The sequence below is a fragment of the Polyangium sp. 6x1 genome (genome assembly GCF_029946515.1).
GTDB lineage: Bacteria > Myxococcota_A > Polyangia > Polyangiales > Polyangiaceae > Polyangium.
On record NZ_JARZHH010000030.1, the window covers coordinates 74180 to 96025 of the forward strand.

Here is a 21846-nt window from a genome sequence, read left to right on the forward strand (position 1 = left end):
CTCCGCGTGTACGATGCCGCCATGTCGCTCCGCTTCGGCCTTCGCGCGCGCGCGTATGCCTCGTGGTCTTCGCTCGTCCTCGCGGCGGGGCTCGTCGCCGCTTGCGACAAACCTGCGTCGGGCCCCACGCCCCCGGCCGGTTCGGCCTCCGCGGCCGCGTCCGCCTCCGCGCCCCTGCGCCTCGCCAAGCCCCCGGAGCCGCGGCCGGGCGAATACGACGAGGCGCGCCGCGTCCTCGCGCGCATCCAGGGCAACCTCGAACGCGTGGCCGCCGGAAAAGAACCCGTGAAATTGCCCGCCGGCGTGCAGGCGCACCCGCTCGAAGCGCTCGTCGGGGCGTACAAGGCCGTGCTCGACGGCGATCCGAGCGCCGCGGACAAACTCGCCGCGGTGGCCACGGAAGCCCAATCGAAGCTCGACGTGCTCGTGGGCAACAAGCCCGAGGTCAAACCCAAGGACGGCGACACGGTCGATTATGCGCGCCGCGTCGGGGCGATCGCCGCGGCGAAAGCCGAGGGGCCCGAGGGGACGATGATCCGGCTCGTCGCCACGATGCGGCTCGTCGACGCCGCGCTCGTCCTCGCAATCGACGAGGCGTACCGAAACGAGACGTACAACCTCTTCAAGCGCTCGGAGGGGTTCATCATGCGGGAGACCGACCAATTCCGCGACGGCGACTGGCTACGCCTGCCCTGCCGCACGATCCTCGGGCGGCGCGCCCTCGTCGAGGCGGCCGCGAAGCGCCTCGAAAAAGCCGCGGGCCCGGTCCTCGGCTGCCCCACGCCCAAAGACCGGATGCTCGATTTCGACCTGATGGAGCGTTTTGCCAAGGACCCGGCCGCGACCGTGGCGGACGTGCTCCCGAAGAAGCCCGAGCCGCCGAAAGAACGGCCCGCCCCCGCCGAGCCGGAAGTGCCCGCCGAGCCCTGGGATCGCGACGCGGCGATCTGGTTCATGGGGGACAAACCCGACGCCGCGGAGAAGCCGCTCGAAGCGGCGTCGAAGAAGGACGTCGTGGGCAAGCTCGATTACGCGCTCTTCTTGCACGCGTTCCGACCGCAATCGGCGGCGCGGGACGCGAAGATCAAGAAACTCCTCGGCGACGTCGAGAAGGCGAGCCGCGCCGCGGCGAAAAAACACGAGGACGAGTTCCTCCTTTCGGATAGCTCCATCGACCTCCGCGCCTACGACGGCACGGACGAGAGCTTGCTCGGGATCCTCCGCGTCGCCTCCTCGAGCGAGGGCGCGACGACGACGTCGTCGTTTTATGGCATCCCCTGCGCCGTGCTCCTCGCGCGCCCGAAGCTCCTCGAATCTACGACGCCGCTTTTCGGGGGCAACCGCGACAATTTCCTCCCGCGCTCGGGTTGTAGCTGGGGCCGCGGCTTCGTGCGCGGCTTCCCCGACCGGGAGCTCAACGCGTACACGTCGGCGACCGAAGACGCGGACGGCCATTTCTACCTCAATTACGGCGGCACGGGCCGCTTCGGCCTGGCCGCCGCGCTCAAGCTGCAAGAGCAGACGCTGCTGATCGACCCGAAGAAGTTCCTCGACAGACCCGCGCCGGCGATGGCGCCGTACGAGACCTGGTCGTACATGACGCCCGAGAGCCGTGTCATGTTCGAGAACCTCTCCCGCCTCGCCGAGGACCTGGAGAAGAAGCTCGTCGTTCATTACCAGACCCGTGGTCTCGACGAGAAGCAGGCGAAGCACGTCGCGCACGTGGGCCTCTTCGAGGTCGTCTGGGGCGCCGCGTGTGGCGACGCGCCTCCGCCCCGCTCCTTGCGCAAGCTCGTCACGGACGGCGCGCCGGCCGCGGAGATTCGTGCGTTCATCGAGAAGGGCGAGCACAAGGACGCGGCGCGCCTCGCGCCCTTCAACAAATGCGCGGCCCATACGGGCAAGGATCCGCTCATGCACATGGCCGTGCTCGATCCCGCGGCGCTGCCGATCCTCTGGGAGATCTCGGTCGAGCCCCAAGAGGAGAGCGAGCTCGATCTCGCGCTCGATCCGAACGAGCCGAACGAATTCGGAAAAACCCCGCTCATGGCGGCCGCGCAGCAAAACCGCGTCGAGTCGGCGCGCCTCCTGCTCGAGCGCGGCGCCGCCGTGGATCGGACGACGTTCAAGACAAGGGATTTCAAGCTCGGGAGCGACGCGCGCACGGCGCTCATGTACGCCGCCGCGCGCGGGTCGCTGCCGATGATCCGGCTCTTGCTCGACGCAGGCGCCGACAAGTACGCGGCCGATACGAAGGGACGCACGGCGCTCCATTACCTGCTCGGCCACGGGCCGGTGCCGACGAACCCGGTCCTATCGCCGACCGAGCTCGCAGAGGCGGCGAAGCTCCTCTCCTGAAGGCAAGATCGGCGACGGCTCGCCCGGCGACACGATCCACACCCGCCGCATCGCGCGCGTCACGGCCACGTGGAGCGCCCGCCGGTGCTCGGGGGCGTCCGGCCAAACCTTTGCGCTCGCGTCCGGGATGATCACGTAATCGAACTCGAGGCCTTTCACCTCGGCCACCTCGGCCACCTCGATCCCCGGCCCGAACGAGAAATCACCGTCCCGCACGAGCCGGCACGGCATGCCCCGGGAGACGGCCTCGTGCACGGCCCGCGCCGAGGCCTCGTCGCGCGCGAGGATCGCCACCGACGCATACGGATCGTCGGCGCGCAATTGCCGGAGCGCCTCGCAAAGGACCGCCGCCGCATGCCCCTCGCCGGCCGCGATCGTCCGGAGCACGTCCGCGCCTTCCCGCGGCGCGCGCGGCATTTCGGCGGGAGCGTCCGCCCCGAGGATCACGTGGGCCAGCTCGACGACGGGCCGCGGCGATCGGTACGACGTCTCCAAGAATGCCGGCTCGCTCCGCACGGCGAGCGCCTCCATCACGGCCTCCCACGAGCGGAAATGGCCCGACCGATCGATTCGCTGCGCCGCGTCCCCGGCCACGGTCACGCTTCCTCGTGGATCGAGCGCGCGCCCTATCACGCGGAGCTCGATCGGCGCGAGCTCCTGGGCCTCGTCGAGCACGATGTGCGCGTACCGGGAGAGCGCCCCGGACCGCGTCGCGCTCGCGCCCGTCCGACGGTGCAGCAATTCGAAGAGGATCGCATGATCCTCCACGTCCACCGTGCCCGACGTCTCCTCGGGCGTGCCCGCGTCGAGCGTCCGCCCGTCGAGCGTGGCGAGCCTCTCCGCGTCCACGTGCGCATACGCCTCCTCGCTCGTCATCGCGAGCTGCTGCTTCGTGTGCGCCGCGACCTGCTCCACGATCCCCGCCGGGAGATCCCCGTCCGACGCCTCGATCGCGCGCGCGAGCAGCGCCCGATCCCCCACGAGCCGCCGGTGATCGCCGCGCACGCGCGTGAGTTTGTCCTGCTCCTCGGCGAGCGCCTCGCGGAGGAGCCGCCCCTTTTCGCCGGGAGTTTCACGTGCCAAACCCGCCTCGATCGCCCGCAGCCGGTCCCTGAGGATCGGCTCGTCCCGCGCTTCGAGCGCCTTCCGGAGCACGCCGCGGAAGCCGAGCAGGCGGTCGAGCTTGCGCGCGAGGGCGCTCGTGTCCTCGTCGATCAGCCGATCGATCGCCGAAAAGAGCGCCGGGTGGCGCTTGAGGCGGCTCGCGGCGAAGGGCGGATCCGGCGCCTCGCGCTGGGGCAACCATGGGAACACGCGGCGTGCCTCGGCGCGGATCCAGTCCTCGAACGTGCGCACCTCCACGCCCTCCATGGCGAGGCCTTCGAGGATCCGCTCGGACAAACGGCGGAGCCCTGGCTCGGGGACGAGCACGAGCATACGTTTGGCGGGAAAGACATCCGGATGACGCCGACGCAGCGCGGCCACGCGATGGAGCGCCACCGTGGTTTTTCCCGAGCCGGCCGAGCCGAGCACGAGCAGCGGGGCGCGCGGCTCCCGATCGACGAGGGCTTGCTGCTCGGCGTCGAGCATGATGAACGGATTGCGTGTCTCCGGCGTCCGCCGCGGGGACGTGGGATCGACGAGCCTCGGGGCCCACGCGCGCGGCTCGAAGCGCCACGTATCGCCCTCGCGGAGCAGCACGCCGCCCGGGACGGTGATGCTCGCGAGCGCGCCGCCCTCGAACGTGAGGAGCCGCCGCTCCTCGACTTTGCCCTCGATGACGCGACCATCCACCTCGATCTCGTAGTCCTCGCCCTCCTCGCACGAGAAAAACACCTCGGCGATCGGTGATTTTCGCCATTCCACGATCGTCACGCCGCGCTTGCCGTCGAGCAGCGGCGCCGCGCCGAGCAGCACGTCCCGGACGCGACCTGCCACGCGGACGCGGAGATGCGCGAAATAAGGCGCTGCCGGATCCGGCAGCCTGTCCGCGCGCGCCCGCTCGAGCCGAGCGTGCTCCTCGTGCATTTGCGCGAGCAGCGCAGGCCGATCCTCCTCTCCGGCCGTGTTCCATTCGTCCCGGAGCGCGCGCAGACCTTCCCCGTCCGGCCGCGCGCCTCTGCGAGGGCCACGCGCCTCTGCGAGGGCCTCGTGCGTCCGCGCGAGGAGCCGAAGCTCCTCGGCGACGATGGGCCCGGGTTCGCTGGAAATGGGCCGTTCGCCCGCACCTTCCATGCTCCCTCCCGCCGGAGGACGAAAAGGTCCCCGGCGAGGCGGAAACTACGGGCGGGGCCCGGTTCGAGCAAGACTTGAAAACAAGAATGTTTTTGCTAAGATGTATGGTGTCGGCGAAGGGGGCACGCCGCGCGCCGTGAGACCCGCGAGCGTCACGCGCCGACCCGCCCCCTGCCGGACCCTTGGCGTCATTCGCTGACGTACACCGTTCCGAGGCACATCTCGTCGTTCGTCCCCTCGCCCCAGTTGAGGTCGTACATCTCGGGGTTGTCCCAGGTGCACTTCAGATGAAGTTGATCGCCTGGCGAAAAGCGGGTGGGCGCCTTCAACGCATAGGATCCCTGCCAGTGGAAATTCCAGGAGGGAATGTCGACCAGGCACTCCTCCGCGCCCTCCCGCACGACCCGGAGCGAGCCGCTCTTGCCGCGCGTGTGCATGTGCACGCCGGCGGTGTAGATGTCGACGGGCGTATTCGACGGCAGGGCGCCGCCCGTGGCGATGCCTAGGTACGGCGTCGGATCGGCCGTGACCTCGTGCATGACGTCGCTCGTGTGCGCCGGAATCGTCATCGTCTGCTGCGTGACCCAGGCGATCTTCGTGAACGGCATGATCGCGGCCTTCTTCTCCACGGTCTTGTCCGTGCGCACGAGGAGCTTCGTCCGATCCGGGATGGGCGCCGTCGACGACGTGTTGTAATGCATCTGCACGATGAGCTTCGAGCCCGGGGGAATCTCGATCCCCGTGCCCGCCGGATAATCGGCGCCGGTGCCGCCGGGTGCCCACGCGCCGACCCAGCCCGCGGACGAAGGTCCGCCGCCCGGGCCGCCGTAGCACGTCCAGCCGAGGCCCGGCTCGGCGTCGTCGAGCGCCTGGAAATCCGCGAGCTTGTCGGGTTTCGCGACGAACGCGATGACGTGATGGACGATCGATCTCTCGCCCGGCTCGACGCCCATGCCCGTGATGTACGTCGTCTCCTCCGCGGGCCAGTCGAGGAAGAAGCAATGGTAATCGTCGGGCGAGACCTTGGGCGTGTACGCCTCGGGGAGGGGCAATTCGAGGTCGACGCGGGAGAGCGTCTGCGCGTTGTCCTCCACCGACGCGGGCGCGTCCGCGGGGTTGCCCTCGGGCGCCCCGTCCGCGATCCAGCGTGAAATCGTGTCGATCTGCTCGTCCGTCAGCGAACGGTCGCCGAGGTAATCGTTGCACCCGTCGGCCGCGGGCCAGGGCGGCATCGATTTCGACACGACGGCGGCCTCGACGGCCCCGCGCATCGCGTGCACCTCCTCGTAGTTCGTGAGCGCGAACGGGCCGACGCCGCCCTCCGCGTGGCATTTGCCGCATTTCGTGTCGACGAGCGGCTTGATGTCACGATGGTAGGTCGGTCCCCCTGCCGCGGGCGTGCCCGGCCCGCCGCTGCTCCCTCCATTCGTGCAACCCGAAAGAGCTCCGAGCACCACGAGCACGCACGCGACCCGGACGCTGTCGAAAGCAAGCATGTTCTCCTCCTTCACCGCGGTTGATTCCGCGCCGCGCGCTCGAGCATTCCTTCGAGCTCGATCCGCACGGCGCGGGTGGCCTCGTCCACCGAGAGCTCCTGGTTGTTCCGGAGCTCCTCCCACATCGAAAAACTCGCCGCCGCCGCGAGCCCCCCGGCAAGCGCCGTCCGCGTCTCCTCCGGCGCCGCCTCGATCTCGGGCTCGAAGACCGCGAGAATGGCGGCCCGGTGCATGCGAGCCGCTTCGCGGAGCTGCCCCGCGATGAACGCCGAGTCGTGCGCATAAAGCACGGCCGCGCGGCGCACGGGCGCGACGTGCTCGTGAAACCGACAAACCCCCTCCGCAACGGCCCGCGCCCGCTCCGCCGCCGTCCCCTCGCGCGAGAGCTTCGGCCAGAGCGGCAGGACCGCCTCCATCCGCCGGCGCGAGACGCACGCGAGCAGGTCGTCGAGGTCCGTGAAATGGTTGAAGATCGCCCGCCGCGATACCCCCGCGCGCTCGGCGATCCGCTCGGCCGAAGGACGCAGGACCCCCTCCGCGAGGAGCGCGAGGAGCGCCTCCACGATCGCCTCGCGCGTACGCTCGGCGCGGGCGTGTCGCCCATCGGCCTGCGTCAGCGTGGCGGGCTCGTTCGCGCGGGTCACGAGGGCCACTTTACCTATCTGCACTCAGAGTGCAAGTAGTTATTTGCACACCAGGTGCATGTTCTATCGTGTTAGAGGGCTCGCATGCCTGACGTCCACCTCGAACGCGACGGCGCCGTCGCCACGCTCGTCCTCGACGATGCACGCCGCAAGAACGCCATGAGCCCGGAGCTCGGGGACGCGCTCGCCGCGCGCGTGCGCGAGATCTCGCGGGACGCCTCCGTGCGCGCCGTCGTGCTCGCGGGCGCGGGCGACGCGTTCTCCGCCGGCGGCGACCTCGCCATGCTGGAGCGCCTGCGCGCCGCGAGCTTCGCGGAGGCGCGGGCCTTCATGCTCGGGTTTTACCATCGATATCTGTCGATCACGGAGCTCGACGTGCCCGTGGTCGCGGCCGTGCGCGGGCCGGCGATCGGCGCGGGGCTCTGCGTCGCGCTCGCCGCCGACATTGTCGTCGTCGACGAGGACAGCCGACTCGCGCTGAATTTCGCTTCGCTCGGCCTGCACCCGGGGATGGGCGCGACCTACCTCGTTCCGCGCCGCGTGGGCGCCGAGCGCGCCGCGGAGCTCTTGCTCACCGGCCGCCGCTTCACGGGGCGCGACGCCGCCGCCTGGGGCATGGCCCTCGAAGCGCTCCCCGGCGAACGCGTGCGCCCCCGAGCCGCGGAGCTCGCCGCCCAGATCGCGGAGTCCGCGCCGCTCGTGGTGCGCGCGCTCAAGCGTTCCCTCGGCATCGACCGCCGCGCGCTCGTCGAGGCCCTCGACCGCGAGGCCTACGAGCAGGCCGTGAGCTACGGGAGCGAGGACCTCGGCGAGGGCCTGCGCGCCGCGAGCGAAAAAAGAAAACCCACCTTTTCGGGTCGCTGAATCGAGTTTTTCAAGGCTCCCGCGGGCCGGCCCGGACCGCGGTCGCGCGGCATTTCAATGCATCACCGCGGCCGCGCGACCGCCCGCGCCGACGCGCGCATGCAAGCGCGCAGCGCGGCCCGCAGATCCGGCCACGTGCGCACGCCGCCGAGCTCGGCCGAGAGCGCGACGAGCGCCTGCGCCACTCTCGGCTGAATGCCGGACAGCGCGCCCTCGGCGCCGAGGAGCCGTACGGCCCGCAGGATTCGCACGATATGCTCGGCCACGGCCCCGTCGACGTCCTCCACGGCTGTGAGATCGATGATCACGTGCTGGCTCTGCGTCCGCACGACGGTATCGAGCAGCCCCTGCATGATCCGCTCGGCGCGCTGGTCGTCGAGCGCGCCCACCACGGGGAGCGTGATCACGCCGTCCCAGACCTCGATGATCGGGAGCGAGAGGTGCTGGATCTGCTCCTTTTGCTCCGCGATCACGCGAAGCTTCGCCTCGACGTCCTTCTGCGCCAGCATGCGCGCGGTCACATCCGTGTTGAACCCTTCGAGCGCGATGAGCACGCCCGACGTGTCGAACACGCCACGCCCCTGCTCTTCCACCCACCGCTCCTCGCCCGATTTCGCGCGGATCCGGTAGCTGAGATGGTACGACGCGCGCACCTCGATCGCGGCCTGTATCTCGTCCCAAACGCGGTCGCGGTCCTCCGGGTGGATCAGGTCGCCGTAGCTGATCTGCGCATTCTCGAGCAGCTCATCGACGCCGTACCCGCATAACGCCTCGCATCCCGCGCTCACGAAATCCATTGTCCAATGCGGATCGTTGCGGCACCGGTAGACCATCCCCGGCAGGTTTCCGAGCAGCGTGCCGAGGAACCGCTCCCGCTCCCGTGCCTCCGCCTCCGCGCGCCAGAGCGCGGTCACATCGTGCGCCACCATGCGGAAAAGCCGATGCTCGGGGAAGGAGACGCCGCGCCATTCGAGCCAGCGCAGCTCGCCCTCGGGCCGGACGAGCGGGAGATCGAAGGAGACGACGTCCCGCGTCGCCCCACGCGCGAGCGCCGCCGTTACCTCCGCGCGGACGTCGGGCGCGAAGAGCGCGACGAGCCCCGCGGCCTGGAGCTCGTCCTCGCTCCGCCCGGCGACCTGACAAAACACCGGGTTCGCGCAGAAGATCCCCCCGTCGAAATCGACCTCGAGGCAGGGAGCAGACTGGAACCGGAAAAAACGTTCGGCGCTGGCGTCTCGAGATGGCATCGTCATGCGAATGGCAAGTGCGTCCGGGAGCCATCTCAACCGGGGGGTCGGTCCAGGTCAAGACAAACGAACGCGGAGCCGCGCCGAGGCGAAAAAGCGTCAACCGCGTAACGCTGCCATTGCGACGGCTGGGATGCGCCCCCACCCTGGGCGGGCGTAATACCGGAGGAGCCGCTCCGCCGTGATGGCCATATTGCGGTGATCGTAGAAGAAGGGTGGCCGCGGAAACGTTTTGAGGGGGCCACGCAGGACTGCCTTCTCGATGCGCCCGAGCATGACCGTGTTGTGGACGAAGCCGATGCCGCTCTTCACGTCGGCGAGCGTCACGCTCGGATGGCCCCCCCAGGGCGCCGTGACGGTGCCGTACACGAGCCCGGGCCAGCAATTCACGGCGACGGCGCCATAACGGAGCTCGTCGATGGCGCGCTCCAGCGCGGCCCCCACGACGGGATCCTCCTCCAGAATGCTCGGACAAACGATCGACGCGGAGAGCGTGCCCCAGAGGGTGTCGTTGCAGAAGCGCGTCGCGGCGGCGAGGAACTCGGCCGGATCCTGGGAGCCGACCGAGACCTCGCTGACGATGCCGCAGAAGGGCTCGGTCGAGAAGAGCGGCTCGCGCGCGTCCGCGGCGTCGAGATCGGTAATCATCGTCCAGGGCAAGGTCCCGGCGCTCGCCTCGCCCAGGAAACGGACGCGCTCGTGCCCCTTCACGAGCGAGGCATGCCGCTGCTCCGCGCCCGGGTAATACGCCTTGCGCGTGCGGGCCTCGCCGAGCGCCTGCTGGAGTTTGTCGAGGAACAGGTCCCGCTGCGCCCAGCCGCGCGCGAGGACGAGCATCTTCGCGGCGTTGCAGTTGAACGAGGCGTTGTTGACGACCTGCGTGGCGATGCTGCGCGCCTGGAACCAGAGCTCGTCCTCGGCGTAGAGGTAGGGCACGACGACGACGGGGCTCACGTTGCCGAGCTCCGAGGTGATGGGCTTCTTCAGGACGGGATCGTTCGCGGCGCGCCGGGCGTCCTGTTCGGCCCCGGGTTTGCCCCACACGATGAGGTCGTGCGTGTGCTGCGAGCCCGTGATGTGCACGTGCGAGACGAGGCGGTGCGACGCGAGGTAAGCGCCGACCTCCGGGCCGCCGTGCACGATCCGGACGAACCCCCGCGTGATGAGCGGCGCAAGCATGTCCTCGAGGATCGGCCCGAGGTACGCGTTGACCGGGCTCGTCTTCAGCAGGACGACGCGCCCCTCGTTGAAGAGGGTGTGCAGCGTATCCATCGGCCCGATGCTCGCGACGTTACCCGCCCCGAGCACGAGCGAGACGCCGCCCTCGGGGTCGGCTTGCCGGTAAAACGCGGCCTGCTCGGCGCGGACATCCGCGCGCCGGACGCCGCGCTCGAGGTGCACGTCGCAGGAAAACCCCGAGAGCAGCGCGCCGTCCGAGCCCCGCATCGGGAAGACGCGGACCTTCGTGCGGCCGTCGACTTCGCGGACGGCGCGGAAGGGCAGGCGGGGGGCGCCGCGCGTGGCGATCTGGTCGAGGGCGTCGGCGAGGGCGGCGACGTTGCTGGCGATGGTGCAAGGGCCGGCGAGCCACTCCTCGCCGGCGATGGGGGCGGCGGGGTCGATGCCTTTTTCGAGGCAGCTCGCCTGGACCATTCGCAGGGCGGCGGCCTCGACGCGCGGCAGGACCTCCTCGCGCAGGAGCCGGGCCTTGTCCCGCGGGGGCAAACGCGCGAAGGCGCGGGCGTTATCGCCGAGCTCGGCGAGGGCGCGGTCGAGGTCTGCGTGGCTCGGCTCCACGCGGGACAGAGGGCGGTCTTCGACGAGGCTGACGCTCATGGGGGGACGCGAGGGTAGCCCAGGCGGCGGAGGGATTCGACCCGAACACGCCGGAGCGGTGCTTGTGTCGTGGCGCGCGGGCCGCGGCTCCGGTACATTCGCAGACGATGGCACTTCGTTCTTCGCCCTGGATCTTGCTCGCCGCGGCCGCGACGGCGCTCAGCGTGACCGCGGCCGCGTCGGCGCAGCAGCCCGCCCCCACCGCGACGGCGCCGAGCGCGGCCCCGACCGCGCCGTCCCCGCCGCCGCAGGGACAACCGCCGCAACAGGGCACGCCGCCGCAACAGGGCGCGCCACCGCAAGGACAACCGCCGCCGCAGCAGCCCGGCTACCCGCAGCAGCAGCCGGGGTATCCTCCGCAGCAACCGGGATATCCGCAGCAATATCCACAAGGGTATCCGCAGCAACAGCCGGGCTACCCGCAGCAGCAACCGGGATATCCGCAACAATATCCGCAAGGGTATCCGCAGCAACAGCCCGGCTACCCGCAGCAGCAACCGGGATATCCGCAGCAGCAACCGGGTTATCCGCAGCAGCAACCGGGCTACCCGCAGCAGCAACCGGGCTACCCGCAGCAGCAACCCGGATATCCGCAGCAGCAGGGGTATCCGCAGGGCTATCCGCAAGGTTATCCACAAGGTTATCCGCAAGGGTATCCGCAAGGCTATCCGCCGCCGGCCGGGTATCCGAATGCGACGGGCGTGGGCCCGACGCCGCCGCCCCCGCCGCCGCCTCCGAAATGCTGTCGCTGGTCGGCGCGCGTGAACCCGTTCGACCTGCTCTTCCGGCGCCTGAGCTTCGAGGCGGAGGTGGCCGTGTGGGGTCCGATCGCGCTGCAAATCTCGCCGACGTGGATCTGGGGTTCGCCCACGGAGAACCTCGACGCGAGCGGCTGGGCGCTGGCCGGCGACGTGGGCGTCTATTTCGAGGGCAAAGCGCTGCGCGGCTTCTGGCTGAAGGGCCACGTCGGCTACGAGAGCTTCGACGCGACGGTGACGCACCCGCAGCTCACGAACGTCAGCGCGACGCAGAACGTGAGCTCGATGATCCTCGGCGGCATGATCGGCAACACCACGGTCTTCACGCGCGACGGCGGCTTCTCGCTCTCCGGCGGCATCGGCATCGGCGTGGCCCTGGCCGACCCGGTCACGGTGATTGCGGAGTCGAAGGATCCGCGCTTCCCGAGCGTCGGGGTGACGTTTTACGACAAGGAAGGCGCGATTCAGATTCTGGGGACGTTCGGGCTCGGCGTGACGTTCTGAGGGGCGGGAGGGCGCCACATACACACCGCTCCTCGCTGCCTCTTCCCCCTGTCCGGCGTCCGTGTTAAGCGCCCTCACATGTCCCAATCCTCCCTCGATCCCGCCCTTTACGCCCGCGCCCCGATCATGACCCTCGAGGGCGGTATCACCTTGTGCCGCGTCCTCGCAGAGTCCTGCCCCGCGGGTATGCCTTCCTCGGTGAAAAAGGCCGCCAAGCGGCTCGTCGAGACGGCCGAAGCCGCGCAGGTCGCGCATACGGCGCGCAAGAAGGCGCTCGGCAAGGGAACGGACGAAGATTCGCGGCCCATCGACCGTGCGGGCGACAATTCATGGAGCGCGCTGCGCGGGCGGCTCCAATCCTATGCGATGCTGCCCGAGGCCACGTATCCGGACGCGCGACGCGCGAACGAGATCCTCGCGGATCTGTTCGGCGAAGGCGGCCTCTCGTTCCTGACGGAGTCCTACCCGGAGCAATACGCCATCGCCGAGTCCGTGCTCCGGCGCATCGACGGCGAGGGATTCGCGACAGATATCGAGCGGATCGCGGGCAAGGAATTCCTCGACAACGTGCGCACGCAGCACGTCGCTTATGGGAAGATGGTCGCGGGCCTCCTCCAGCGCGAAACGGCGCTGACCGAGGATCTAGGCGAGCACATACGCGCCATGGGGGAAGAGCTCGTCGATTACGCGACGAAGGTGCTCGCCACGGTGGAGCGAAACGAGCCGGCGACGATCACGCGGGCCCGGACGGCGCTGCGGCCGATCGACGCGTTCCGGGAAGCCACGCAGAAGCGGCCCTCGGGCGGCAACGCGACCGGCGAGGCCGAGGGGTCTCCCGAGAACGGGTGAAGGCGGGCCGCGGAGGCCGATCGGTCTGGCCAAAGCTCCCGCAAGGTATGCAAGGAGGCCGATCGGGCGGGTGACGCAGCCTCGATGGCGTTCCGGGAGGCCAGGAGGCCTCCGGAGCCGATCCGAAAGGGGGCGCCAGAGACCGATGGGGTTGCTTGGGGCTGTTCCGACGTGTTCGGGAAGCCTTTTGGCTTGCCAGATCACAACCCCGAAGCGGGCAGAACCAGCTTGCTGCGCGTGAGCGTCCGTGAGTAGGCTTGCAACCCGAGGTGGGGCATGGGGAACATCGGGCAACGTGTGCGTGGCGGGGTCGCGGGGATGGTGACGGTGTTGGGTGGAGTCTGCTTCCTCCCGGGCACCGAGGCATTGGCTGAGAACGGACGAACACCGGCTGCGTCGCAGGCCGAGCTACCGGTGGTCGTGGAGGTTCGCGTGCAGCTCGCGCAGGGTTGCCAGTGAACGGTCATGTCAATACGCGACCGGCGAAAGATCTCCTGTGGCTGCGTCGTCTTTTCGTGGTCTTTGCGGTGCTGACGACAGGCTCGGCAGTTCGTTCGTATTGGGTGACTCGCGGTAATGTCGATCATGTCGATCTACTCTACAACGCGACACTCCTTCCGCTGGTATGGGGTGCGTGCGTGGTCGCATGGCGTGGCCGCTGGTCGGCGTTCGTCCTGCTTGCGGTGGTGCACAAATCGATCAGTGCGTTCGGCGCGTTCGTGTACTTCCTCGAGATGGCACTTCCAAGCTCGATGTTTCACTCCAGGAACCACCCGGAGTACCTTGCTTGGAACTTCGCGAGCTTCGCGCTCTCCGCAGCGATCCTCACCTACCTCTATCGGAAATACCCTCCTGACGTCCAAGGGTTCGCCCCCCGAGGGTCCCTCGTCCCTGCGCTCAGGATGCTGCAAGGAGGCTTCCTCCTCGTAGCCATCGCCATCACGCTTGACATCGCGCCCACGGTGGGCAGGCACCTGACTCAGGAAGGCACCCACGACCACACCTGTGCTTGGGTGTATGCGGAATTGATGACGGCGGCATTTCTGGCCTATGCTGGTATCGCAGGACTACGAAACGACTGGCGAGCCTTCGTGTCGATGGGCCTCATCGGTCCAACACTCGCGGCATTCACGAATTTCACGCATCTGAAAAGCGGCTACGAAGACGCTTACGGCACCGCCTACGCCCCCATTTCCCTCTCCCGCAACCTCCCCATCTTCGCCTTCGCGCTCTTCTCCGTCGTCTACCTGGCCCTTCGCTTCCCGCCCCGCCTCACCGCCCCTTCGACCCCGCCTGCCGCCGCCGCACCCTCTCCCGCAGCAGGTTGAACCCGAACACCGAAAGGGCCGCGAGCACTGCTCCCATCGCGAGCCGCTCGTCCCACGCCCGCAGCTCCCCCCGCATCGCCTCGATGGCTTGCCCGAACAGATACCCCGCCCCCGTGACGACCACGGCCCACAACGCCGCCGAGATCACGTTCAGCACGACGAAACGGGCCGTCGGAATGCGGCTCAGCGCGATCGCGACAGGCGCCACGTTGCGCAGTCCGTAAATGAAGCGGTATCCGAGAATGAACAGCACCGGGTGCCGCTCGAGCAGCGACGTCGCCCGCCCGATGTGCGTCACGAGCTTCGGTCGACGATTGACGAAGGATGGTCCGAAGCGCTTGCCGCAGAAATACGCGACCTGGTCCCCCAGGACGGCCCCGACGAACGCCGTCAGCACGACGAACAAATACCGCAGGTGCCGCTGGTGGGCCGCGAAGCCCCCCAGGATCGCCACGGTCTCCCCCTCGAAGAACGTGCCGATCAGCACGGCGACGTAGCCGTACGTCTCGATGAAATGCTCCACGTCCCCCCCGTGGCGTCACCCGCTCAGAATTCGATACGCCCCATCGAAAGCCGCACGCCCGCCGATTTCGGCGTCGCTTGCACGAGCTTGATCTCCGTCTTGTTCAGGAGGACGAGCGTGATCCCCGTCGCGACCAGCGCCGCGCCCACGCCGAGCGTGACGAAGCCGCCCGTCGTGAGGGATTTGTTCTCGCCCTGGGTCACCTTTCCTTCGCTGTTCAGCGTCGCGCCATCGGCGCTGTAACCAATGCCGAGCATGACCGCGCCGCCGAGGACCGCCGCGCCGCCGAAGCCGCCCAAAAGAAACCCGACCTGCCGGCCCATGAAGCTCCCCCCGTCGACATGCGCCACGACGTCGCCGCCCACGTTCGACAGGAAAAATCCCCGCGACGGCACCATTCCGTCGGCGCCGAAGAAAAAGACCTCATTTTTGCGGCCGTTCACGATCCGGTCGCAAGGCGCCTCGCACGCCGTCCGCACGAAGATCCCCTCGCCCGCCCGGTCCGAGACCACCCCCGCGATCCGCAAGAGCTTCACCCCCGGCCGGTCCACCTCGATGTGAATCCGCGGCGCGCCTTTCGCCGGCGCCTCGGCCGCCTCTTTCGCGGGCTCCTTCGCCGGCTCCGCAGCCGGCGGCGGCGCGGGCGGTGATTCCTCGGGCTTCGCAATGCCAGACGGCGGCGCCGTGGGCTCGGCTGCCGCGGGCACCTCGGGCGACGCCTTGTTCTGCCCCGGCGCGGGCGGCGTGGGCGCGGCGCCGGGCGGCGTGACGGGCGAATCGGGCGGGCCCGGGATGGCCTGGGCAAACGCGGACGACGCGAAGGCAAGGGTGACGAGGACGGAGGCGAGGCAGGCAGAGCGCATGACGCTCATCGGATACTGGCGAAACGCGCCTCCGGCAAGGGGAAATACGATCAGCGCCGCCACTTCCGGCCGAACAGGAATCGAATCGCGCCGGGCGCTCGCCGTCGCCAGTGTTTTTCGTTGTGGGCGCCGCGCTTTGCCGCGACGAACTTCAGCGAATGCGGATCATAGCCCCGCCGGACGAACTGATGCGCGAGGCGCTCGGCCGCCCGCAAGAGGCCGCCGCCCGCCTCCAGCGCGCCCGCGTCGAGGTAAATGCGCGAGGCGCGCGGGCGCGGCTGCGAATCGAGCCAGTCGAACATCGCGCCGCTCCCGACCTGGAGCGACGGCGACATGCTCATCGCCAGCCCGAATCGATCGGGCGCGCGGAGGTGCACGTAAAGCGCGGCGAGCCCGCCCATCGACGAGCCGCCGACGCCCGTGTCGGCCGGATCCGTGGACACCCCGAAATGATGCTCGATATGGGGGCCGAGCCCGCCGCGTATCCAGTCGAGCAAAAGCTCGAGCCTGCCAGGGCCGCTCCGCGTCGGGAACGGCGAGAGCTCCTCGATGCGCTCGTGCCCGCCGTGATCGATGCCCACGATCACGGGCACGCGTTCGCCGCGGGCCGCGAGCCGCGCCCCCACGTCGTGCAGGTGCCAGCCGCCGGCGAACGAGGGTTCGTCGTGAAAGAGGTTCTGCCCGTCGAAAAGGTAGAGCACAGGCGGCCTCGTCGGCGAGCGTCGCGGCGGGACGTACACGCGCACGTGCCGCGCCGAGAGGCCGGGAACGTGAAACGGGCCGAGGAGATGAACGGTAGGTTCGGACATGAGGTAGCGGAAAACGCGCGCCGAGGACACACTCGCGCCGCGCGAGCGCGCGGTGTTGTCGCACATTTTCGGCGGTCTTGCGAGGCCGCGCGCATGGATGGTAAGGGACGTACCGATAATGAGCCACGAGATCGAAGGCTTGATCCGCGAGGCCGGCCTGCTCGAAGGCCTCGGGCAGGACGCGACGAACGGCCTGCTCGAGCGGATCGCCGTCCAGCGGTACGAATCCGGCGCGCAGATCGTGCGGGAGGGTGAAATCGGGGACGCGGCCTTCGTTCTGGTCGAGGGCATTTGCCAGGTGTTTGGCGCGCGGCCGGGCGGCGGCGTGATCCGCCTCGCCCGCCTCGAGCCCGGCGCGCTCTTCGGCGAGCAGGCCTTGCTCGGCCGCGCGGGCGGGCGAAGGGCGGCCACCGTACGCGCGACGGGCCCCGTCGCCGTGGCCCGCATCGCCGCCCAGGATTTCCGCAATGCCCTGCCGCCCGACCACCCCCGCCGCGAGGCACTCGTGCGCCTCGGCGAGGCGCAGCTCCGCGACCGGCTCGTGCAGCAATCGAGCCTCTTTCGCACGTTGAAGGAGCTCGGCGGATCCGAGGGCGACGGCCTCGGCGCCCAGCTCGTCACGTTCGAGCGCGGCGAGGCGCTTTTTTATCAGGGCGAGCCGGCCGACGCCGTGTATGTCGTCATTTCCGGCGCCGTCGGCGTGTATGTCGACAAAGACGGGCGCCCGCAGCTCCTCTCCCGCGTCGAGGCGGGCCATTGCGTCGGCGAGCGCGGCCTCTTGCGCCGCGAGTCCCGCGCGGCCACGGCCGTCGCCGAGGAACCGGTCACGGCCTTCCGCGTGCCCGGTGATCGATTCCTCGCGATTCTCGAACAGTCCGCCGAGCTGCGCGAGTATTTCGACAGCCTGGAGAGCGTGTACGAGCTGCCCCACCGCGGGTTCGTCACCATCTTCGCGGGCAGGTTCCTGGGCAAACCCTGCATCACCTCGCTGTATCACCTGCCCCGCGGCCGCCACGCCGTCGCCTCCCACGTCCCGGGCGAGGAGCTCCACCACCTCGCCGTCAGCGAGCCGGGGCTCGAAGGCCCGGCGGGCGAGCGCGGCAAATACCGGTTCATCGACGCGCGCCGCGGCCTCGAACGCGAAATCGTCGTCACCCCCGACGACGGCCGCATCCTCTCGTTCACCGCCCGCGGCGACTGGGTCGATCTGCCCACGCTCTTCGCGCTCGCCCTCGAAGGCGGCTCCCTCTCGCCCTGGCAATGCGCCGCGTTCACCGAGACGGGCTCGATCGACCTCGAATCGCCGCCCTCGCTCCGGCCCGACGACGAGATCGTCTGCACCTGCATGCGCGTGCGCAGGCGCGACCTCCGCCGCGCCATCCTCGCCGGCTGCAATACGCCCGAGGCCATTCGCGACCGCACCCGCGCCGGCAGCGCGTGCGGCGCGTGCCTGCCCCGCATCGCGGACATGCTCGGCAAGAGCGCATGGACCTCGGCCGAGATCGTCTCCGCCACGGACGTTTGTCCGGGCGTACGCGCGTTCCGCCTCGTCCCGCGGGGCGGCGAGGTCCTCCAAGCCACGCCGGGCCAGCACATCGTCATCCAGGCCGAAATCGACGGCCGCCTCATCGAGCGCCCGTATACCCTCTCGGCGCCCACGTCGAGCGGCCATTACGAGATCACGGTCAAGCGGCTCCCGGGCGGCGTGTTTTCCACCTGGCTCTTCGAGCGCCGCCCCGAGGACGCGCTCATCCGCGTCTCCGCGCCCGGCGGCCATTTCACGATGCCGGCGAACGAGCGCCCGGTCGTCTACCTCGTCGCCGGCATCGGCGTGACGCCCGCCATCGCGGCGTGCCGCGCGATCCGCGAAAAGGGAAGCGCCCGCCGCGTCCACGTCGATTACTCGGCCCACAGCCCCGCCTCGGCGCCTTATGCCGACGAGCTCCACGCGCTCGCCGCCGCGTGCCCGAACCTCACGGCCCGCATTCGTTTCACCGAGGTCTGGGGACGGCTCGACGCCGCGGAGGTCGCCTCGCTCGTCGAGGCCCACCCCGACGCCGAATGGTTCCTCTGCGGCCCCATTCCCTACCTCCGCGCGATGAGCCAGCTCCTGCTCGAACAAGGCGTGCTCGATACGCACCTGCACATCGAGGAGTTCATCGCGGGCAGCGTCGTCGTCGCGCAGCCCGGCCGCAGGCCCTCCTTGCTCGCGCCCCCGACGCTCGCGCCCCCCGTGCACGTCCCGCCATTGCACCTGCCGCCTTCATTCCCCGCGAGCCTCCTCCCGAAAGCACCGCCGGCCGTCAACATCTCCTATGCGCCGGCCTCGTCCGCGCGCCCCGCCGCGCCGCCTCCCTCCGCGCCGCCGAGCGCCCCCGCGCCGCACGCCTCCGGCATGCTCCCGCCGGCCCCCGGCACCATCGCGCCGCCGTCTTCCGCGCCATCTTCCTCGCCGTCGCCCTCCTCCCGCTCACGGACGGACGGGGTTTGTCCCTTCGCGCACGGCACACACCGGGAGGACGGGCTCGGCGTCATTCCGCCGGTCGTCGCGGGGCAGGACACGAGCGTCGCCGAGGAGGCGCGCGCCTATCTCGCCCAGTTTTATCGAGAAAAGGGGGCGCCCCGGGCCTTCGAGGTGCGATGGGCCCAGGTCTCCGCCGAGCTCGAACGCACGGGCACGTATGTCCAGACGTACGACGAGCTCTCCTTCGGCGCCAAGCTCGCCTGGCGAAACTCCACGCGCTGCATCGGGCGCCTCTTCTGGAACGGCCTCGAAGTGCGCGACATGCGCAATCTCACGGACGAGGACGAAATCCTTTCGGCCCTGGTCGAGCACATCGAGCTCGCCACGCACGGCGGAAACCTCCGCGCCATGATGACCGTGCTCGCCCCGGCGAGCCGCGCCGGCGAGGGTCCGCGCATCTGGAACGGCCAGCTCCTGCGATATGCGGGCTACCTGAACCCGGACGGCACCGTCACGGGGGATCCGATGAACGTCGAGCTCACGACGAAAGCGCTCGAGCTCGGCTGGAAAGGCGGCGCGCGCACGCGCTTCGACCTGCTCCCGCTCATCGTAAAGCTCCCTGGCCGGGAGCCGCGCTGGATGGAAATCCCTCGCCGCATCGTGCGCGAGGTACCGCTCGTGCACCCCGAGCTGCCGTGGTTCGCCTCGCTCGGGCTCCGCTGGTACGCGCTTCCGGCCGTCTCCGAGATGCTGCTCGACATCGGCGGCGTGAAATATCCGGCTGCGCCTTTCAACGGCTGGTACATGGCGACCGAGATCGGCGCGCGCAATTTCAGCGATCCCTATCGATACAACATGCTCCCCGCGATCGCCGAGCGGCTCGGCCTCGACACCCAGCGCGCCTCCTCGCTCTGGCGTGATCGTGCGCAGATCGAGCTCGTCCGGGCCGTCACGCACTCGTTCGAGCGCGCGGGCGTCAAGATCGTCGACCACCACACGGCCGCGGAGGATTTCGTGCAGTTTGCCCAGACCGAGCAAGGCCAGGGCCGCTGCGTGCACATGCGCTGGAGCTGGGTCGTCCCGCCGATCGGCGGCAGCGCGACGTCGGTGTTCCACATGGACGAAGACCTCCACCCCGACGTCACGCTCAAGCCGAACCTCTTCTATCAGCCGAAGCCCTGGGCGCCGACGGTCTGAGTTTCCCTCACGTGCGACGAATTTCTGCTTCGGACATGCATCGTCGCGCGGGTCTCTGAACGCCCGAGCGCAGCCTTTCGTCGCACGTGAGGGGTGACCTTACGGAATGGTCAATGGAATGGCGTACACTTTCTCGCCGATTGTCTCGTAGACGTGACGAGACAGACTATGCAAAAGGTAAAAACCAGCTAGGCTGTCTGTTGCGTACGTTTTCATGGGAGGTCCAATGGCTCCGCACGTCCTGCTCGTCGATGACAGCACCACCGTTCGTATGGTCATCGCCGCAGAGCTGCGGGAGGCCGGCTTCCGGGTGACACCCGTGCCCACGCTCGACGCGGCAAGGCGCGCCATCGCGCTGCACCGCGAGCGCGACCCGTTCCACCTCGCCATCCTGGACGTGCTCCTGCCCGACGGCGACGGGATCGACCTGCTCCGCGAGATTCGCCGCGATCCTGCGCTCGTGCGCCTGCCGGTCATGATCCTGTCGAGCGACGCGCGCTTCGGCTCGCGCCTCCGCGGCCTCGGCGTCGGCGCCGACGACTTCGTGGGCAAACCCCACTCGAAATCGTTCCTGATCAGCCGCGCCCACGCCCTCACCGGGAGCCCGCAAGCCGAGGCCGCGCCGCGCGCCTTCCGCGTGCTGCTCGTCGACGCCGACAGCGCCCTGCGCGAGGCGCTCGCGAAGGTCCTGCGCATCGGGCACAGCTGTGACGTCGTCTCGCTGGAGAGCGTCGACCAGGCCGCCCAGTTCCTCGACCTCGATGGCGCGCGCGTCGACGGCGCCGTGGTCGACCGGAGGTGCTTCCTCCGCGTGCTCGGCCTCCTCCGGGCGAAGCAGCCGAGCGGCGTGCCCATCATCGTGCTCGACGATTCGCCCGCGGCCACCTGGCCTCCCGCGGCGGCGCCGAAGCGCAACGCGGCCCTCGCCTCCGCGCTGGTCATGCCCCGCACGATCGAGCCGAGCACCGTGGCCGACGTCATGGTGCGCAGGCTGATCGAGGAAGCCTCCCCGGCCCCCTCGTCGAGCAGCAAAATCCCGATTGGCACCATTGACGCCGCGCGTCGCCTCGCGCGAGGCGCCTGAACCATTTGTGGGTCCAGCCCCACCGAAATGACAGAAAGCTGAAACTCGTGGGCGGAGGCGACGGGTAGCCTTCGTTGCCTTGTCCAAGTCCACCGTCGATCCGACCGCGCTCGACATCGAGCTCCCCGCGGTGCCTTTTCCCTCGGTGCCCGTGCCGGCGCCCTTGCCGCCCGCCCGGCCCGAGAACTGGACACGCAGCCTTTTCCACATCGCCTCCGGGCTGCTCGCGCTCGTCATGCTCCGTATCGTGCCGAGCCGCGGCTGGCTGATCGCCGCGAGCGTATCGCTGGCGGCGTGGGCGTGGTCCTGCGAGATCGCCCGCCGCCTGAGCCCGGCCGTCAACGAGCGGCTGATGAAGTTTTTCTCGCGCGTCGCCCACCCGATGGAGCGGCACCGGATCAACTCGTCCACCTGGTACCTCACGGCCCTGGTCGGCCTCTCGCTCTTCGCGCCCTTTCAGGCGGCCGAGCTCGGCGTCGTCGTCCTCGGCCTCGCCGACCCGGCGGCCGGCTTCATCGGCCGTCGCATCGGGCGCACGAAGATCCTCGCGAACCGCTCGCTCGAAGGCACGCTCGGCTTCTTCGCCGTCGGCACGCTCGCCGCGCTCGCGACGCTCACGGCCTTCCACGGCATGCCGCTCCCCGCGATGCTGCTCATCGCCTCCGCAGGCGCGGCCGCGGGCGCGATCGCCGAGCTCGTCTCCTCACGCCTCGACGACAACTTCACCATCCCCGTCACGGTCGCGATCGCCGCCTCCATCGCGGGCGCGTTCGTCCCGACGTCCTGA

At 69.5% G+C, this 21846-nt stretch carries 16 protein-coding genes; 8 read left to right on the top strand and 8 right to left on the bottom strand.

Annotated features, from left to right (window positions below):
* Window positions 1-21: 21 nt before the first annotated feature.
* A complete protein-coding gene (locus QHF85_RS26355; protein ID WP_281330079.1) occupies window positions 22-2358 on the top strand; it encodes an ankyrin repeat domain-containing protein in 2337 nt (778 codons plus the stop codon).
* Here QHF85_RS26355 and QHF85_RS26360 read toward each other — a convergent pair.
* The 3 genes from QHF85_RS26360 to QHF85_RS26370 all read right to left on the bottom strand — a co-directional run bounded on the left by QHF85_RS26360 (window position 2314) and on the right by QHF85_RS26370 (window position 6733).
* A complete protein-coding gene (locus QHF85_RS26360) occupies window positions 2314-4593 on the bottom strand; it encodes a 3'-5' exonuclease (protein WP_281330080.1) in 2280 nt (759 codons plus the stop codon). The genes QHF85_RS26355 and QHF85_RS26360 overlap by 45 nt on opposite strands.
* Before the next feature lie 188 nt (window positions 4594-4781).
* Complete coding sequence (locus QHF85_RS26365) at window positions 4782-6089, bottom strand: monooxygenase (protein ID WP_281330081.1); 1308 nt, start codon at window positions 6087-6089, stop codon at window positions 4782-4784.
* An 11-nt stretch (window positions 6090-6100) separates the two neighbouring features.
* Window positions 6101-6733, bottom strand: a complete 633-nt coding sequence (locus QHF85_RS26370; protein ID WP_281330082.1) for a TetR/AcrR family transcriptional regulator — start codon at window positions 6731-6733, stop codon at window positions 6101-6103.
* Between the two features lie 84 nt (window positions 6734-6817).
* On the opposite strand from QHF85_RS26370, the gene QHF85_RS26375 reads away from it, so the two are divergent.
* The gene (locus QHF85_RS26375) at window positions 6818-7597 is read left to right on the top strand and encodes an enoyl-CoA hydratase/isomerase family protein (RefSeq protein ID WP_281330083.1); all 780 of its coding nucleotides are present in this window, start codon (window positions 6818-6820) and stop codon (window positions 7595-7597) included.
* 62 nt (window positions 7598-7659) lie between these two features.
* Here the strand turns inward: QHF85_RS26375 and QHF85_RS26380 are convergent, their stop codons facing one another.
* Window positions 7660-8844 (bottom strand): PAS domain-containing protein, encoded by a 1185-nt coding sequence (locus tag QHF85_RS26380; RefSeq protein ID WP_281330084.1) that lies wholly within the window; start codon window positions 8842-8844, stop codon window positions 7660-7662.
* Between the two features lie 99 nt (window positions 8845-8943).
* Window positions 8944-10680, bottom strand: coding sequence for an aldehyde dehydrogenase family protein (locus QHF85_RS26385; protein ID WP_281330085.1), 1737 nt, complete (start codon window positions 10678-10680; stop codon window positions 8944-8946).
* Window positions 10681-10787: 107 nt separating this feature from the next.
* Between QHF85_RS26385 and QHF85_RS26390 the strand changes: the two genes are divergently transcribed.
* The 3 genes from QHF85_RS26390 to QHF85_RS26400 all read left to right on the top strand — a co-directional run bounded on the left by QHF85_RS26390 (window position 10788) and on the right by QHF85_RS26400 (window position 14119).
* On the top strand, window positions 10788-11942 hold the full coding sequence (locus tag QHF85_RS26390) for a hypothetical protein (RefSeq protein ID WP_281330086.1): 1155 nt from the start codon (window positions 10788-10790) through the stop codon (window positions 11940-11942).
* A 78-nt stretch (window positions 11943-12020) separates the two neighbouring features.
* Window positions 12021-12791 carry a hypothetical protein gene (locus tag QHF85_RS26395; RefSeq protein WP_281330087.1) on the top strand — a complete coding sequence of 257 codons (771 nt, stop codon included), beginning with the start codon at window positions 12021-12023 and terminating at the stop codon, window positions 12789-12791.
* A 455-nt stretch (window positions 12792-13246) separates the two neighbouring features.
* The gene (locus tag QHF85_RS26400) at window positions 13247-14119 is read left to right on the top strand and encodes a hypothetical protein (RefSeq protein ID WP_281330088.1); all 873 of its coding nucleotides are present in this window, start codon (window positions 13247-13249) and stop codon (window positions 14117-14119) included.
* On the opposite strand, the gene QHF85_RS26405 is transcribed toward QHF85_RS26400, so the two are convergent.
* Genes QHF85_RS26405 through QHF85_RS26415 form a run of 3 tightly spaced genes read right to left on the bottom strand, consistent with a single transcriptional unit; the run spans window position 14064 to window position 16314 of the window.
* Window positions 14064-14642, bottom strand: a complete 579-nt coding sequence (locus QHF85_RS26405; RefSeq protein ID WP_281330089.1) for a DedA family protein — start codon at window positions 14640-14642, stop codon at window positions 14064-14066. The genes QHF85_RS26400 and QHF85_RS26405 overlap by 56 nt on opposite strands.
* A 23-nt stretch (window positions 14643-14665) precedes the next feature.
* Window positions 14666-15505: a hypothetical protein gene (locus QHF85_RS26410; RefSeq protein ID WP_281330090.1), complete on the bottom strand. Its 840-nt coding sequence runs from the start codon at window positions 15503-15505 to the stop codon at window positions 14666-14668.
* Window positions 15506-15555: 50 nt separating this feature from the next.
* Window positions 15556-16314, bottom strand: a complete 759-nt coding sequence (locus QHF85_RS26415; protein ID WP_281330091.1) for an alpha/beta hydrolase-fold protein — start codon at window positions 16312-16314, stop codon at window positions 15556-15558.
* A gap of 118 nt (window positions 16315-16432) precedes the next feature.
* On the opposite strand from QHF85_RS26415, the gene QHF85_RS26420 reads away from it, so the two are divergent.
* The 3 genes from QHF85_RS26420 (at window position 16433) to QHF85_RS26430 (ending at window position 21846) form a co-directional block, all read left to right on the top strand.
* Window positions 16433-19975: a nitric oxide synthase oxygenase gene (locus tag QHF85_RS26420; RefSeq protein WP_281330092.1), complete on the top strand. Its 3543-nt coding sequence runs from the start codon at window positions 16433-16435 to the stop codon at window positions 19973-19975.
* 226 nt (window positions 19976-20201) lie between these two features.
* Window positions 20202-21059 (top strand): response regulator, encoded by an 858-nt coding sequence (locus tag QHF85_RS26425; RefSeq protein ID WP_281330093.1) that lies wholly within the window; start codon window positions 20202-20204, stop codon window positions 21057-21059.
* A 79-nt stretch (window positions 21060-21138) separates the two neighbouring features.
* Window positions 21139-21846 carry a hypothetical protein gene (locus QHF85_RS26430; protein WP_281330094.1) on the top strand — a complete coding sequence of 236 codons (708 nt, stop codon included), beginning with the start codon at window positions 21139-21141 and terminating at the stop codon, window positions 21844-21846.

Excerpts from the sequence above, each read along its gene's own strand:
- QHF85_RS26355 (WP_281330079.1), top strand. The coding sequence starts at position 22 with ATGTCGCTCCGCTTCGGCCTTCGCGCGCGCGCGTATGCCTCGTGGTCT.
- QHF85_RS26360 (WP_281330080.1), bottom strand. The coding sequence starts at position 4,593 with ATGGAAGGTGCGGGCGAACGGCCCATTTCCAGCGAACCCGGGCCCATC.
- QHF85_RS26365 (WP_281330081.1), bottom strand. The coding sequence starts at position 6,089 with ATGCTTGCTTTCGACAGCGTCCGGGTCGCGTGCGTGCTCGTGGTGCTC.
- QHF85_RS26375 (WP_281330083.1), top strand. The coding sequence starts at position 6,818 with ATGCCTGACGTCCACCTCGAACGCGACGGCGCCGTCGCCACGCTCGTC.
- QHF85_RS26380 (WP_281330084.1), bottom strand. The coding sequence starts at position 8,844 with ATGCCATCTCGAGACGCCAGCGCCGAACGTTTTTTCCGGTTCCAGTCT.
- QHF85_RS26385 (WP_281330085.1), bottom strand. The coding sequence starts at position 10,680 with ATGAGCGTCAGCCTCGTCGAAGACCGCCCTCTGTCCCGCGTGGAGCCG.
- QHF85_RS26390 (WP_281330086.1), top strand. The coding sequence starts at position 10,788 with ATGGCACTTCGTTCTTCGCCCTGGATCTTGCTCGCCGCGGCCGCGACG.
- QHF85_RS26395 (WP_281330087.1), top strand. The coding sequence starts at position 12,021 with ATGTCCCAATCCTCCCTCGATCCCGCCCTTTACGCCCGCGCCCCGATC.
- QHF85_RS26410 (WP_281330090.1), bottom strand. The coding sequence starts at position 15,505 with ATGCGCTCTGCCTGCCTCGCCTCCGTCCTCGTCACCCTTGCCTTCGCG.
- QHF85_RS26415 (WP_281330091.1), bottom strand. The coding sequence starts at position 16,314 with ATGTCCGAACCTACCGTTCATCTCCTCGGCCCGTTTCACGTTCCCGGC.
- QHF85_RS26420 (WP_281330092.1), top strand. The coding sequence starts at position 16,433 with ATGAGCCACGAGATCGAAGGCTTGATCCGCGAGGCCGGCCTGCTCGAA.
- QHF85_RS26425 (WP_281330093.1), top strand. The coding sequence starts at position 20,202 with ATGGCTCCGCACGTCCTGCTCGTCGATGACAGCACCACCGTTCGTATG.